We start from the raw sequence: 13703 nt of genomic DNA, 5'->3' as shown, positions 1-13703 counted from the left end.
CTTATTCCATGAACTATCTAGGACAGCAAAAGATAGCACCCAAATGGCTATTTAATCTAGACTCAAGAATTCAAAATTTGCGAATCCGTTTTAAGGGAATCTTTCCATTGGATATGGCAACACATCCTTGGAGCCATTTTGTACAGTGCCAGCGAAAGGTAGAATATGACCATCCCTCATTCTCAGCTCGTATGTCAGACATGAACCTTGAGCTCGTGATCCGGAAGTACGCCCTTCAGAACGCCGTCCAGCACAACGGCTCCGCCAACCCCAAGGCGGTCCAGGGTAAGGTACTGGCAGAGCAGCCCGCGATGCGGACCAGGGTCGTGGAGATATTGCCCCTCATAGCTGATATCATCAGCAAGGTCAACGCCATGGCAGTTGATGACCAGCGCAAGGAGCTGGAGACGATCGATGCGTCCATGCTCAACAAGAAGGAGAAGGTGGAGCGTATCCATGTGCTGCCAGATCTTCCAGGGGCGACCGACGGTAACGTCGTGATGCGTTTCGCTCCCGGCCCGTCCGGGCCGCTGCACCTGGGACACACCAGGGTCGCCATTTTGAACGACGAGTACTGCAGACGTTACAATGGAGTGTTCATCAACCGGATCGAGGACACCAATCCGGAGAAGATCGATCCGGACGCCTATAGGATGATCCCGGAGGACTTGGAGTGGATGGGCGTGAAGGTCGACAAGACCGTGATCCAGTCCGACCGGTTCGACCTGTACTATGACATCGCCAGGCAGCTCATCGAGAAGAACGCCGCCTATGTCTGTACCTGTCCGGCCGATGACTGGAGGAAGATGAAGGAGGAGAGCAGGGCCTGCCCCCACCGCGATTTGCCCAAGGAGACGCAGCTTGAGATGTTCGACAAGATGCTTGCCGGGCATTTCGAGGAGGAAAAGGCCATAGTCGTGGTCAAGACCGACCTGAAACACCCCAACCCGGCCATCAGGGATTTTGTCGGACTGCGCATCGTTAAGCAACCGCATCCACGTGTCGGGACCCGGTTCTGCGTGTATCCGGCCATGAACTTCTCGGTCGCGGTCGATGATCATTTCCTGGGCCTGACGCATGTGATCCGGGGCATCGACCACCTGAACAACACCCTGCGCCAGGAATACATATTCAAGTACTTTGGCTGGAAGATGCCCTGGTACCACCACTACGGTCTGGTCTCGATCCCGGAGGCTATCCTGAAGACGTCGACGGTCGGCAAGGGCATCAAGACCGGGGAGTACTCCGGCTGGGATGACGTTCGCCTTGGGACCGTCCGGGCCATGGAGAAGAGGGGCATCTCACCCAACGCCATACGCCAGTTCTGGGTGGACTGCGGCATCAAGGAGGCCAACATCGAGTTCTCCTGGGAGAACCTCTACGCCTACAACCGGGACATCGTGCAGAACGAGGCGGACCGTTACTTCTTCGTTTGGAACCCCACGTCGCTCAAGATCACCGGTGTGGACAGGCTTGAGTCGCACGCCCCGCTTCATCCGGACCACCCAGAGAAGGGCGTGAGGAAGTATGTGCTGGCCGGCGACCCGATCGAGTTGCGGGTCGTGGCCGAGGACCTGGTGAACGCACAGGAACGGGGGAAACTGAGGCTCAAGGACCTGGGCAACGTTGAGCTGACCGAATCGGGCGTGGGCAGATACATAGGCAATGACCTGGCGATCCTGAAGGAAAAGGTCAGGATCATCCATTGGGTCCCTGTCGATTCCACACCAGCGACGGTCTACATGCCAGATGGGTCCACGAAGGAGGGTTTCACCGAGACCATCCCGGAGTTCGAGGTGAAGAAGGTGGTCCAGTTCGAGCGCTTCGGGTTCGTCCGCATCGATTCCGTGTCACCGAAGGTCAGGGCCTTCTACACCCATCCCTGAGACGTCTAGCCGTTGATCGATGACCAGAAGATCATGACCGCGAACAGCACCAGCACCATGCCGCAAACCACGTAGATAGCCTGGAACAGCCGTTTGGTCAGGAACCTCCGTCCGTAGGCCAGAAGCCCAGAATATCCAAGGCTCCAAACGACCGAACCGGCCATATATCCGGCCATGAACACTGCCAACGATGCCGAGTCAGGGTTGGGCGCTATCGCGGCAATGGCCGACCCGCCGATGCCCAGCCAGAAGGCTATCTGGGAATGGTTGCCGAGCGAGATGAGCGCCCCGGCCAGCAGACCGTTGCCTTTCTACGCCGCCACCGGTTCCCGGCAGCCCGACAACCTTGGCATCCTTGAAGGCCTTGGATGCCAGATATTATAGGAGAGAGCCACCGAAGAGGCCCAGAACGGTCCTGACATTACTGTCCTGCACCAGGAACGAGAGGCCGACGAGGGCGATGGCGGCCCAGGTGAAATCGCCGACGCATGAACCGATCTCCAGTGAGGCGGCCGGGCGAAATCCTCCCTTAACCCCGCGCCTCAGAGCCTCGGTGCTGATGGCACCTGGCAATCCGCAATAGATAAGTCCGACCACGAATGCCGAGGCGAAAAGAAGTACCAGCTCAAACACGTTCGGTGACTCGTTCCCATCTATTATTTCTCGATCATCGGTTCATATCGAATGTCTTTCGGTCGATCGTCACCTCAGAGTGAACAGGAAATGGGCCAGTCCACCCAGGGAGAAGGCGATCACCAGCGAGGCGGACGTCACCTTCAACGAGTCCTTCAGCCCGAACTCCTTCACCATCACCGCCAGCGCCGACATGCACGGCACGTACGTTGCCATTATGAGTGCGAACACGAAGAGCTGCTCCGAGCTCATGACCGATGCCAGGTTCGCGGTGCCGAACAGGATGACCAGTAACTGCAGCGACATCTCCTTGCGCATGACCCCGAAGATGAGCGCCACGATGATGATCGCCGGCAACCCGAGGAAACCCACCGTGAACGGGGAAAGAGGATCCACCAGCGCTCCGAGGACACCGTAGTTCATCAGGAATTCCAGCACCAGGCTGCCCACAAGCAGTATCGGGAACGCCACCACGAAGAAATCCCTTACCCGCATCCAGGTCTTGGACAGCACGTTCCTGGCCTGGGGCATGGCCATGTCCGGAATCTCGAACATGAGTCCGGACGGCTCGAACTTCATGTAATGGTTAAGCAGCCGACCCAGCACCAGCAGGATCGCCAGCAGGATGAGGTAGATGAGCGCTGCATACCAGATGCCCCCGAACTTGCCGATCGTGCCAAGGATGACCACCGTCTGGGCCGAGCAGGGGACCGCCAGTATGGTGATCGTGGCCAGGATCAGCCGCTCCCTCTTCGATTCCATCACCCTGGTGGCCAGGATGGCCGGCACGTTGCATCCGGTACCGACGATCATCGGGATTATCGCCCGGCCGTGAAGACCGAACTTGTGCATCACGCCGTCCAGCAGGATGACCACCCGCGGCAGGTAGCCGGAATCCTCCAGCAACGCCAATATCAGGTAGAACACCAGGATGTACGGTATGACGATCGATATGATGGCCTGGATCGAGAGGTCTATGCCTTTGGAGATCGAGAGCCCGAAGGTACCGCCGATGGCATTGGCCAGCCCATCGAAGAACCCGGATGTGAGCTGAAGGTAGACGGTCGAGAGGACCCCCTCCAGCGCTCCTCCGACGATGACGACGGTGAAGAACACGCCGATCAGGACCGCAAAAAGTATCGGGATGCCGGTGGCCGGCTTCAGGGTGATCTCGGATATCCGTTCCGCCCTGGTCAGATGGCGTTCCACCCGGCTCTGCACCTTCCTGATGGTCAGGCCGGCCTCGCCATAACGGTCACGGTTTATGTGCACGTCGATGTCCTCGTCGTGCTTCAGCTTGAAGGCGGCCCGCTCCTCCATGGCCATCTTCTTCACGGTGGCAGGAAGATGATCGGTGAAGTACTGATTGCCCTCCAGCAGCTTCAGGATGGCGCCCCGGGCTGGATAGACAGATTCGACGGTAGAGGCGTCAGGCGTGAGCTGGTGGATGATGTCCTCGATGCCCTCGGCGTACCTTATGGAGAAATCCGAAACCCTGGCCTTGTTCTCGATGATCGACTCGACGAGAACGTCCACGCCCTCTTCGGTGAGGGCGACCATCGGTACGACGGGGACCTTGATTATTTCTTGCAGAAGACCGACGTCGATGTGATGGCGCCTGCGGGCCACATCCATGAAGTTGAGGGCTACGATGACATTGAAGCCCAGCTCGATGAGCTGGTAGATCATGACCAGGCTCGGCTCCAGCCGGGTGGCGTCGGCGACCGCGACCACTACATCAGGGCGGTGCTCTGCCAGCAGCTTGACCGCCACCACTTCGTCCTCGGTGGCTCCCGTGAGCCCGTAGGTTCCGGGCAGGTCATAGACGTGAAGCGTGACCCCTTTGTGCACGACCGTGCCTTCCAGGTACTCCACGGTCGTACCTGGGTAGTTGGAGGAAATAGCACCCACACCGGTCATCCGGTTGAAAAGGACGGATTTTCCGACGTTAGGGTGCCCGACCAGGGCTACTTCCATTAAGCGACCCCGGTGTCCACCTTGCTTCGGTCTCTGCCGCAGGTGCCTGCCTTCTGGACGAAGACCATGGCGGCATACTCTCTGGCCAGGGCGATCCTGCTATCCTCCACGCTGACCAGGAACGGTCCGCCCATGGGCAATTCCTCCTCGACGCACACCTTGCGACCGGGTACGAAGCCCATGGAAATTATCCGCCTCACCTTGGCGGACTCGCTGCACTTGAGGTGGGTGATGAGGCCGGCCTCGCCGGGCCTCAGCATGGACATGGAAATTGTGGGTTCGCCGATGCAGTCCAGGCAGTTGTTCTCGCACCGGGGGATGGGCTTGCCCTTGGGCGAGGTCTGAGGATTGTTCATCATCTGGCACAGGCTTTTCTCGCTGACATCGGAGATGGTGTGCTCGAGACGGCAGGCCTCCTCGTGGCTCTTCTCGTTCTCCACCCCCAGGATGTCGACCAGGAATCTCTCCAGCAGCCGGTGGCGGCGTTTTATCTTGGAACCGATGCGGTTTCCTTCCTCGGTGAGCGTGACCCCTTTGTACTTCTCGTAAACTACGTAACCTTCCTCGGCCAGCTTCTGGACCATCTCGGTGACGCTGGCGGGCGACACCTTCAGCTCCGCGGCGATGTCCGTGGTCTTGGCCGGCTTGCCCAACTGGTTAAGCTCCCATATGCTTTCCAGGTACTCTTCGATGTTCTCGCTCACCATCGAACTGCCAAACAATTCTAGCACTATATAAGATTTAGGAGAGCCTAAATTTAGTTGTACGAATGATATTTCGTTCACTGATAATTGGTCATGGAATCGTTGTCAACATCGTTCAGGACCTTCCACTCTCCCTGGCGGATATGATCGCCTGTATGAAGATCGCGGTAAGGAAACCGAGCACCAGATACCCACTGACAGACTCGAACAGCATGACCGCCTTTCCTATGCCGACTGGGAAGATGTCAGAGGATCCCAGGGTGGTGAATATCAGCCCGCTGAAATACAATGCATCCCCGAAACTGACCGGTAAAAGGGTGGTCGATCCGGTGAACACGTCGGTTCTAAGCAGAAGTCCGTTCACGAAGTAGATGGTAGCGAAGGTGTACATTATCAGAAGAATGGTCAGGAACACCAACAGCAGCGGCACCCTCGAATCGCTCTGGACGATCCCGCGACGGATCACCGATTCCACCAGAAGTGTGATCACCAGCACCAGGGGGACGATGATCACGGCAGAGGAACCAATCCTCAGCACCGGCATCACCTCGCTGCCCAGGCCGAGGGTCAATAAAGCCGATGCTGAATAGACCAGTATCGAGGCGATTATCATCGCCAGGACGACCTTGCCCGAACGTTTCAGCTGATGATCGTCAAGGCCCCGGTTGAACCTGAACAGCACCGCCCCTGTCAGGTAGAACACGGTATTGAGACCGATGAACACAATACCAGACTCAAGCCGTGCCGCCGAGTCTCGGCTGGGCCCGCCCATGATCGGGACTATCAAAAATACCAGGAAGAAGGCCGCTATGATCGATCTTGATGGCAGGCTGGAGACCATAAAGAACCGGTGGAAGTAGTCAAATATCCCGCTGGTCGAGTAGATCCGGTTCCTCGTTCTTTCTCCTTTTTCCGTCTCGGCCATATTGACATCTACCGGTGTCATTAGTTCAACCACGGGCTATTCAGTTTTTTGCAGTTACGGATGTCCTCGTCATGCGACCAGGCTCGTAGATCGAGGCTTCAAACGTCCCGGAACGGGACTATGTCGCAGCATCCGCACTCATGGCACATGGTGTGGTACGTCCTGGAGGTCATGCCGTTCTCTTCCATGATCCCCTTGGACCGGATCGCCAGGTTCACGATCCTCTCCGGGGTGACCGGATCCAGTGGGCCCAGGGCCTCGGTCAATGGTACCCGGTTGAAGCTGTTGATGCGCAATGGGCGCAATGTAGCCACTATGCCTCTCTCGGCGAAGTATCTGATACCATCGAGCAGGTTCTCGTCCGACTCGCCTAGTCCTACGAGCAGGTTCGTGGTCACTTTGCCCTTGCCGAAAACTTCGACGGCATGGTCGAGCGCCTCGAGGATGAAATGATAGTGCAGCTTTCCGCACACCTTGGCGAACCGGTCCGGGTCGAAGGTCTCTATGTTGAGCTTGATCTCGTCCGCTCCGGCGGACTTGAGGTCATCCACATCACTGAGCTTCCAGATGTACGGTTCGACCCCGATGGGAACGTCGGGCAACGCCTTCCGGGTCTCCCTCACCACGAAAAGCATGCGCTCCACCGTCCTTTCCGGCGAGTCGACGACGGCGCTGGTGAAGGCCACGGATCGGAAGCCTTCCTTCCTCGATGCCTCGATCGCCATCTGGACCACGCGCTCTGGTGAAAGGTTCTTGGTTATGCGCTTGTCCAGCTTGCGTGATGCACAGAACTTGCAGTCGTAGATGCAGTCCTGTGCCAGATTGAAGAAAGCCTGTTCCGGGGCATGCGCTATCGTAGGTTTGATCTCGACATCGTCGATGAACGGCCGCCCGTTTCGAAGAATGCTGTATCCATTCTCCTTCGGAACGAGCTCGAACTCCCCTTCCTCGCGGCTTATCGCCTTCTTGCATCTGGCGCCCTCGAAGGAAATGACGATGGAGGTCGAACCGGCTCCCGGTCCAGCGGTGGAACGGCTTGGTAGATAAGGCAGGATCAGGTCCTTGGGTATCTTGAGGGGCCCTCCGGTTATCAGGATGGCCTTCTTCATCGCTACGCTCAGGCCTGCTTCCATCTCACGCCCTCCGCGGTATCCTCCAGAACGATGCCCTTCTCGGCAAGCTGATTCCTTATGGAGTCCGCCAGGTCGTAGGCCTTGCGTTTGCGCAGCTCCTTGCGTACTTCGATGAGGATCTGCATGACATCGTCCATGCGGTCGCCCTTGATCTCGGTCTGAGGCAGGATGCCCAGGATCTTGTCCAGATCCTCGAACAGGGAGATGACCCGTTCCGCTCCCTTCTTGGAGAGCATCTCATGGTCCATGAGCTTGTTCGACTCACGGGCCGCATCGAACATGGCCGCGATCGCCCCACGCGTGTTGAAATCGTCGTCCATGTGCTCTATGAACTCGCTGCGGGTCTTCTGCACCAGGTCCTCGGCGTCATAGTTGCCGGTGGCTGTTGGCGCATATTCCTTCAGCTCGGTATAGGAATTCTGGATCCTTTTCAGGCTGGACGCGGCTTCGTTCAGAGCGCTCTCACTGTAGTTGAGCGGGCCGCGGTAATGGGTATTGAGAAGGTAGAACCGTATCTCCTGGGTCTTGTAATGGGAGGCTATGTCCTTGACGGTGAAGAAGTTCTTCATCGATTTGGACATCTTGGCGTCCTGCACCTGGAGCATCCCGTTGTGCAGCCAGTACTTGGCAAGAGGTTTGCCGGTGACCGCTTCGGACTGGAGGATCTCGTTCTCATGATGCGGGAATATGAGATCGTTGCCGCCACCGTGGATGTCGATGGTCTCGCCCAGGTACTTCAGGCACATGGCGCTGCACTCGATGTGCCAGCCGGGACGTCCCTCCCCCCACGGCGAAGGCCAAGAGACCTCGCCGGGCTTGGCGGCCTTCCATAGACAGAAGTCCATCGGGTTATGCTTGATCTCATCGACACACACCCGGGCCCCAGATATCATTTCCTCCTGCTTGTTGCCGGAGAGCTTTCCATAATCCTTGACCTTGTCGACGGAGAAATAGACGCTCCCGTCCTCGGTCCTGTAGCCATAACCGTTGTCAACGATGCGTTTGACCATGGCGATGATCTCGGGGATGCACTCGCTAGCCTTCGGATAGATGTCCGCCTTCTTCACACCCAGCTTCTCGATGTCCTGGAAATACTTCTCGATGTACATCGCCGAAAGCTCGAGAGGCTTCATGCCCATCTCGGCGGCCCGGTTGATGATCTTGTCGTCCACATCGGTGAAGTTGGTCACCAGCGTTACCCCATATCCCTTGAACTTGAGATAACGGGCGATCATGTCGAAAACGATTATGGACCGCGCGTGTCCCATGTGTATGTCATTATAGACAGTCACTCCGCAGACGTACATCCTGACCTTTCGGTCTTCGATGGGTACGAAATCCTCCGCCTGCCCGGTCATCGTGTTATAAAGTGACAGTCCCATGCTCATCGCCGGCGTGACATGCAACTATCCTTATTTGGGCTTTTTTAGCTCCTCTTCTAACAACGTAAGCCGCCGTTCTAGGTCCGAGATCTTGTTGGATATGTTCGTGATGGCATCGCGCAGCGGGTCTGGAAGCTCGTCGTGGCGAAGGTCGGTCTTGAGGACCGGAACACCTTCCCTCTTGACCACCCGTCCAGGAACGCCGACCACGGTGCAGTTCTGAGGCACATCCTTGGTGACCACGGAACCGGCGCCGATCTTTACACAGTCTCCAATGGTGATGTTCCCGAGGACGATCGCCCCCGCCCCTATGGTGACGTTGTTCCCGATCGTCGGGTGGCGTTTGCCCTTGCTTGTGCTTACTCCGCCCAAGGTCACTCCTTGGAAGATGGAGACATTCTCCCCGATGATGGTGGTCTCACCGATCACCACACCGGTGGCATGGTCGATGAAGAACCCCTTACCGATGGTCGCCCCCGGATGTATGTCCGCCCCGGTCAGGAACCGTCCAAAATAGTTGATCGCCCTGGCCAGGAGGAAGTTCCCTTTTAGGAATTGACGATGTGATATCTTCTGGAGCAAAATAGCATGAAGACCTGGACTGAACCACAGCGCCTCGTTGAACGACCGGGCGGCGGGATCCCGCTCAAGGACGGTATAAACGGAGTCCTTCCAGCTCATGACCGATGCACAAACAGTTCCGGGAACAAATAGATTTCCTAAAAAATACTGCTGGCATTAACAGCATTAATATCATTGGACAAGGAAATCCCTCGAACCGGCGATTCTTCGATCGCTTGCTGAGATGTCAAGGCCTCTCATCGACCGCTTGGGCCTGACGATCCTTTGCGGGATGGAGGCAGGGAAGCGGTGGTGGAGACGCTGAAGCTCAACCAAACTCTACGCCCCTGCGATGGTAGACTACCGAAAGTTCGGATTCAGCCACTTCATGCCCAAATTATGGAGAATTAGGATAGGTCATCGAACGCGCGGCATGTGGCGGGACCGAGACCGGACGATGAAAAAAGATAGCGACGGACCGGTCCTAGACAGGTCCGTAAGCTGTTTGTTTATTGTGGAAGGTTGAACAGGTCGGTGCTCAGATACCTCTCACCCGTGTCCGGTGCAATGAAGACCACCTTCTTCCCCTTTCCAAGCTCCACTGCGACCTGTACCGCTGCACAGAGAGCCGCCCCGGACGATATACCCGCCAAAATTCCCTCTTTCTTGGCCAGCAGTCGCGAGTGTTCCGCTGCGTCCTCATCCTTGATCTGGATGATTCGGTCCACCACATTGAGGTCCAAGACCGACGGGATGAAACCGGCACCGATCCCCTGGATCTTATGCGGTCCTTTCTTCCCTCCGGACAGGACGGGAGAGGCGGCTGGTTCCACTGCGATGATCTGGGTTTTTAATCCCTTGGACTTGAAGTGCGTACCAACACCTGTGACTGTCCCACCAGTACCTACTCCAGAGATGAAGGCGTCCGGTTCGGGGAGGTCGGCCAATATCTCTCGAGCGGTGGTCTCCATATGTATCTTTGGGTTAGCTACGTTGTCAAATTGAAGTGGGATGTATCTGTTTGAGTCGCTCTCGCACATCTCTTTGGCCCTGCAGATGGCACCGGGCATCCCCTCGGGTCCTGGGGTCAGTACCAATTTTGCCCCTAAAGCCGCCAGCAACTTCCTGCGCTCCACTGAGAATGTCTCGGGCATGGTGAGGACCAGTTCATATCCCTTGGCCGCGCAGACCATGGCCAGCCCAATGCCAGTGTTTCCCGATGTAGGTTCTACGACTACTTGCTTCCCGGGAACCAGGATTCCTCTTTTTTCCGCATCCTCTATCATTGCAAGAGCTATCCTGTCCTTCACCGAATGCATCGGGTTGAAAGATTCCATTTTGACATAGATTGTCGCAGCCCCTTCCGGCGCGATCTTGTTCAAGCGCACCAAAGGCGTCCTACCGATGGTCTCGAGCACATTGTTATAGAGCATCTTACCTCACTCCAATTCCTGACTTATTTAAAAGATATTTAGTTTTAGCGATTGTTAAGATTCATATTTGAATAAACCTGACCCATATGGGTCAGATTATACAGGTTCTTATCCTTGTGAGGTGAACTTACCTACACATTAAAGAAGATTTCTGAACTTGATCTTAACTCGCACATTCACAATAGAATAATCGATGAGTTTGACCGATTAAAGAAAATTCAGACCTTTCCGCTTTTGATGTCATCCCAGTTTTGTCTGATCCTTATCCAATCCCAGCCATTGATGGCCTTGTTGGCCAGGACCAGTCCTTGGGATGCCTTCTCGGCATAAATGCCCAGGGGGAACGACTCGACGTAGCTTCGGTTCACGGCCCCACCAGCACATATGAAAGGCAACTCGATCCCTTTCTCCAACAGTTTCTGAGCGATCTTCGGGAATGCTGACATCGTGGCTGTCATAAGGGCAGTACCTGTAAGGATCACTGCATCGGTCTTGATCACCGTTTTGACCACATCATCGACAGGTACGTCGCGGCCCATGTCAATCACTCCGAATCCATTGGACCTCAACATTACCACTGCAATATTCTTTCCAATGTCATGAGGGTCCCCTTCGGCAACGTGCATCACCACCTTGCCTTTGCCTAGGAACTGTCCCTTCATGGTCCTCTCGGCGAACTTCAGACCGAGGTCGAAGGCGTCCGAAGCCACCATGACCTGAGGCAGATAATAGATGCCCCGACCGTACAGCTCGCTGACCACTTCCATCCCTCTAAGGAGTCCTTTGTCGACCAGCTCTTCCGGGCTAAACTTGGTCAGAGCGGCCTTGGTGTCCGCCTCGATGTCCTTATATCGCATCTGAACAACGTCCTCGGCCACCTTCTTCAGGAATGGGTCTTTGGGCAAGATCTTGGCCGCGATCTCCTCTGGACTCTCTTTGGCCTCTACCAGGATATCATATCTCTTGAATATCATCTCAAAATCGATATCGCTAAGATCGAACATTTAGACACCCCCGTCCAAGATGAATCTTGAAAGATTCATTTGGATGTTCACACAGAAAGGGGATTGACTTTGAATGTATTTATAGTGCATTTATTTTCTTTGTAAAGTTTTGATTGAAGATTTTTCATCCAAGCCACATACATTCAGAACAGGCTCGACAAGACTATGACCATGAAATAGTCGGTTACATCGATGAATCATCGAGTGTGATCATTTCATGGTGTAGCGATTCATAAACTGTGATGAGAAAAAGCAGGTAAAAGGTTTTGAAAAGGTTTACCGAATCTAAAAGTCTTACAACTCGTAGTTCTTCGGGTTGAACGCCTGGACGTCCTTGTAGGCCTTGAGGCACTGGTCGACGAACTTCGACTCCTCGTCCGGAAGGGCCTTCAAGTCGGTCATGACCTTGTTCAGCATGTCGCTCTCGTGCTTCGAGAGCTTCAGGCCGTTCTTGGTCTTGGCGGACTCCGAAATCAACTCGGCTGCCTTGATACCAGCTGCCCTTGATCTCAGGTAGATGCTGTTGCCTTCTGCGACAATTGCCTCACCGATCTTGTAGGCGTTGTCGTAGCGCAGACAGAATGCCTCTGGGGATCTGTACGAGTCGCATGCGGCGTAGATGTCCCTGAGGATCTTGTCCTGCTTCAGCTGCTTCGAGGTGTTCATCAAGGCGGCTTCGTACCCTATGACTCCGAGCCAGCACTGGACGGATGAGCCACCGAACTCCGGGTGGTATTCAACCGACTCGTTGGACCATAGGTCGCAGGTCGAAGCGATCAGGTTACCCATCAGGTCAGCGTGTGCGTCCTGGGCTCCCTTTCCCTCTTGGGCGGATGGGCGTCCGGAAATTGCCTTCAGGATCGGGCCTTCATAGCCGCAGTCCTTGTCCGGGCCAGTTGCACCGCACTCGATTGCCACCAGGGTTCTGGCGGAAGCGATGCAGCGGGTTGTTGCCGCGAAGGTCCTCGGGATATCCTTGTCCAGGTAGCCACCGGCCATGAACATCGAGGTGTTGGCGCCTGCGCAGTTTGTGTCTCCGCCGGCGATGACCTTGTTCTTCTTGGCGATGTCCACGATCTTAGTCCACATGTACTCCATGTCGATGGAGCCTAGGTAGCCGATACCGAAGAGCCACGCTCTGATATCCTGGTGCAGGATACCATAGTCGGACATCTCCTTGCCACCCATGGATTCGATCGAGAGCACATCGGCGCCGTTCTTGGCTGCGACTTCGATGGACTCGATGACCTTCTCAGGGTAGGAGGACTTCTTGTCCATGCCTTCCCTCAGGCCCTTCTCGGCCTCTCTCATGTCAGGCAGGGTGTGCCTTATGGCGGTCATGATTCCGTACTCATCGTGGTACTTCTTCATGACTTCCTTCTGGCCCGCAACTACCGGCTTGGCGAACTTGTCCGGCTCGTTACCGAGTTGGTAGATCCACTCGTTCTCCAGCTGAACTGCTGGGAATCCGAGGGTTACTGCCCTGTCCATGATGTCCTTCGTTATGTAGTCGACGTACTCGCGCCTCAAGGTGTCCGGGTTCTTCTCAGCGCCGGGTCTCGGTGCAAAGTTGATCTCTGGCACAACGAATCCCGCACCGGCCTTCATTCCGAGGCCGTATGAAACCGGGTATTTCGCGTCACCGAAGACGAGGTCGTCCGCGCTCTTGGTTTCCATCTTTGTGAATCTCTTAACTGCCATGTCTTTTCACCCCCCAATTTACGCCTTCCCGCCTGTGATGTCGTCCCACTTGGAGCGAATCTTCTTCCAGTCCCAGCCTTCGACTGCTTTGTCGGCGAGGCCCGGGCCTTGTGCTGCTGCTACGGCGTAGATACCGAGCGGGTAGGACTCTACGAATGACCTGTTCACTGCACCGCCGGCGCAGATGAATGGTATCTCTATGCCCTTCTCGATCAGTCTCTCGGCGACCTTCGGGAATGCGGACATGGTGGTGGTCATGAGTGCGGTTCCGGTTACTAGGTCCGGCTTGCTCTCCTCGACCTGCTTCACAACGTCATCCACTGGTACATCTCTGCCCATGTCGACGACACCGTATCCGTGGGAT

Annotated in this window: 14 protein-coding genes; 2 read left to right on the top strand and 12 right to left on the bottom strand. The window is 55.9% G+C overall.

The window, feature by feature from the left end:
* Nucleotides 1-191 precede the first annotated feature (191 nt).
* Nucleotides 192-1886 (top strand): glutamate--tRNA ligase, encoded by a 1695-nt coding sequence (locus VGK23_00390; protein HEY3418995.1) that lies wholly within the window; start codon nucleotides 192-194, stop codon nucleotides 1884-1886.
* Between the two features lie 5 nt (nucleotides 1887-1891).
* Here VGK23_00390 and VGK23_00385 read toward each other — a convergent pair whose 3' ends face one another.
* Nucleotides 1892-2125 carry a LysE family transporter gene (locus VGK23_00385; GenBank protein HEY3418994.1) on the bottom strand — a complete coding sequence of 78 codons (234 nt, stop codon included), beginning with the start codon at nucleotides 2123-2125 and terminating at the stop codon, nucleotides 1892-1894.
* Here VGK23_00385 and VGK23_00380 point away from each other — a divergent pair.
* The gene (locus VGK23_00380; protein ID HEY3418993.1) at nucleotides 2061-2270 is read left to right on the top strand and encodes a hypothetical protein; all 210 of its coding nucleotides are present in this window, start codon (nucleotides 2061-2063) and stop codon (nucleotides 2268-2270) included. The genes VGK23_00385 and VGK23_00380 overlap by 65 nt on opposite strands.
* On the opposite strand, the gene VGK23_00375 is transcribed toward VGK23_00380, so the two are convergent.
* The 11 genes from VGK23_00375 to VGK23_00325 form a co-directional block, all read right to left on the bottom strand.
* Nucleotides 2265-2519, bottom strand: a complete 255-nt coding sequence (locus VGK23_00375) for a LysE family transporter (protein ID HEY3418992.1) — start codon at nucleotides 2517-2519, stop codon at nucleotides 2265-2267. The two genes, VGK23_00380 and VGK23_00375, sit on opposite strands and share 6 nt — an antisense overlap.
* A 69-nt stretch (nucleotides 2520-2588) precedes the next feature.
* Nucleotides 2589-4496 carry a ferrous iron transport protein B gene (gene feoB / locus VGK23_00370; GenBank protein ID HEY3418991.1) on the bottom strand — a complete coding sequence of 636 codons (1908 nt, stop codon included), beginning with the start codon at nucleotides 4494-4496 and terminating at the stop codon, nucleotides 2589-2591.
* Nucleotides 4496-5203 carry a metal-dependent transcriptional regulator gene (locus VGK23_00365; GenBank protein HEY3418990.1) on the bottom strand — a complete coding sequence of 236 codons (708 nt, stop codon included), beginning with the start codon at nucleotides 5201-5203 and terminating at the stop codon, nucleotides 4496-4498. Before VGK23_00365 ends, feoB begins: the two co-directional genes overlap by 1 nt.
* Nucleotides 5204-5315: 112 nt before the next feature.
* The gene (locus tag VGK23_00360) at nucleotides 5316-6146 is read right to left on the bottom strand and encodes an ion channel (protein HEY3418989.1); all 831 of its coding nucleotides are present in this window, start codon (nucleotides 6144-6146) and stop codon (nucleotides 5316-5318) included.
* 77 nt (nucleotides 6147-6223) lie between these two features.
* Nucleotides 6224-7258, bottom strand: a complete 1035-nt coding sequence (locus VGK23_00355; protein ID HEY3418988.1) for a radical SAM protein — start codon at nucleotides 7256-7258, stop codon at nucleotides 6224-6226.
* Nucleotides 7243-8646 carry a cysteine--tRNA ligase gene (cysS, locus tag VGK23_00350; GenBank protein ID HEY3418987.1) on the bottom strand — a complete coding sequence of 468 codons (1404 nt, stop codon included), beginning with the start codon at nucleotides 8644-8646 and terminating at the stop codon, nucleotides 7243-7245. The genes VGK23_00355 and cysS overlap by 16 nt, the downstream gene beginning before the upstream one ends.
* 24 nt (nucleotides 8647-8670) lie before the next feature.
* The gene (gene cysE / locus VGK23_00345; protein ID HEY3418986.1) at nucleotides 8671-9321 is read right to left on the bottom strand and encodes a serine O-acetyltransferase; all 651 of its coding nucleotides are present in this window, start codon (nucleotides 9319-9321) and stop codon (nucleotides 8671-8673) included.
* A gap of 389 nt (nucleotides 9322-9710) precedes the next feature.
* Entirely contained in the window at nucleotides 9711-10634 is a 924-nt protein-coding gene (gene cysK, locus VGK23_00340; protein ID HEY3418985.1) for a cysteine synthase A, read from the bottom strand.
* 218 nt (nucleotides 10635-10852) lie between these two features.
* Nucleotides 10853-11638: a B12-binding domain-containing protein gene (locus tag VGK23_00335; GenBank protein HEY3418984.1), complete on the bottom strand. Its 786-nt coding sequence runs from the start codon at nucleotides 11636-11638 to the stop codon at nucleotides 10853-10855.
* 294 nt (nucleotides 11639-11932) lie between these two features.
* Nucleotides 11933-13339, bottom strand: a complete 1407-nt coding sequence (gene mtaB / locus VGK23_00330; GenBank protein HEY3418983.1) for a methanol--corrinoid protein co-methyltransferase MtaB — start codon at nucleotides 13337-13339, stop codon at nucleotides 11933-11935.
* Nucleotides 13340-13357: 18 nt separating this feature from the next.
* On the bottom strand, nucleotides 13358-13703 hold a 346-nt coding region (locus tag VGK23_00325; GenBank protein HEY3418982.1), incomplete at its 5' end, for a cobalamin-dependent protein.

It is taken from the genome of Methanomassiliicoccales archaeon (genome assembly GCA_036504055.1).
In the GTDB taxonomy this organism is placed as follows: Archaea; Thermoplasmatota; Thermoplasmata; order Methanomassiliicoccales; family UBA472; genus DASXVU01.
Note: the sequence above shows the minus strand (reverse complement) of the source record. Positions and strands in the feature narration are given on the sequence as shown.

What these genes read in the sequence shown, in the direction of transcription:
- VGK23_00390 (HEY3418995.1), top strand. Translation starts at nt 192, where the DNA reads ATGTCAGACATGAACCTTGAGCTCGTGATCCGGAAGTACGCCCTTCAG.
- VGK23_00380 (HEY3418993.1), top strand. Translation starts at nt 2,061, where the DNA reads ATGAACACTGCCAACGATGCCGAGTCAGGGTTGGGCGCTATCGCGGCA.
- feoB (HEY3418991.1), bottom strand. Translation starts at nt 4,496, where the DNA reads ATGGAAGTAGCCCTGGTCGGGCACCCTAACGTCGGAAAATCCGTCCTT.
- VGK23_00365 (HEY3418990.1), bottom strand. Translation starts at nt 5,203, where the DNA reads ATGGTGAGCGAGAACATCGAAGAGTACCTGGAAAGCATATGGGAGCTT.
- VGK23_00360 (HEY3418989.1), bottom strand. Translation starts at nt 6,146, where the DNA reads ATGACACCGGTAGATGTCAATATGGCCGAGACGGAAAAAGGAGAAAGA.
- VGK23_00355 (HEY3418988.1), bottom strand. Translation starts at nt 7,258, where the DNA reads ATGGAAGCAGGCCTGAGCGTAGCGATGAAGAAGGCCATCCTGATAACC.
- cysS (HEY3418987.1), bottom strand. Translation starts at nt 8,646, where the DNA reads ATGAGCATGGGACTGTCACTTTATAACACGATGACCGGGCAGGCGGAG.
- cysE (HEY3418986.1), bottom strand. Translation starts at nt 9,321, where the DNA reads ATGAGCTGGAAGGACTCCGTTTATACCGTCCTTGAGCGGGATCCCGCC.
- cysK (HEY3418985.1), bottom strand. Translation starts at nt 10,634, where the DNA reads ATGCTCTATAACAATGTGCTCGAGACCATCGGTAGGACGCCTTTGGTG.
- VGK23_00335 (HEY3418984.1), bottom strand. Translation starts at nt 11,638, where the DNA reads ATGTTCGATCTTAGCGATATCGATTTTGAGATGATATTCAAGAGATAT.
- mtaB (HEY3418983.1), bottom strand. Translation starts at nt 13,339, where the DNA reads ATGGCAGTTAAGAGATTCACAAAGATGGAAACCAAGAGCGCGGACGAC.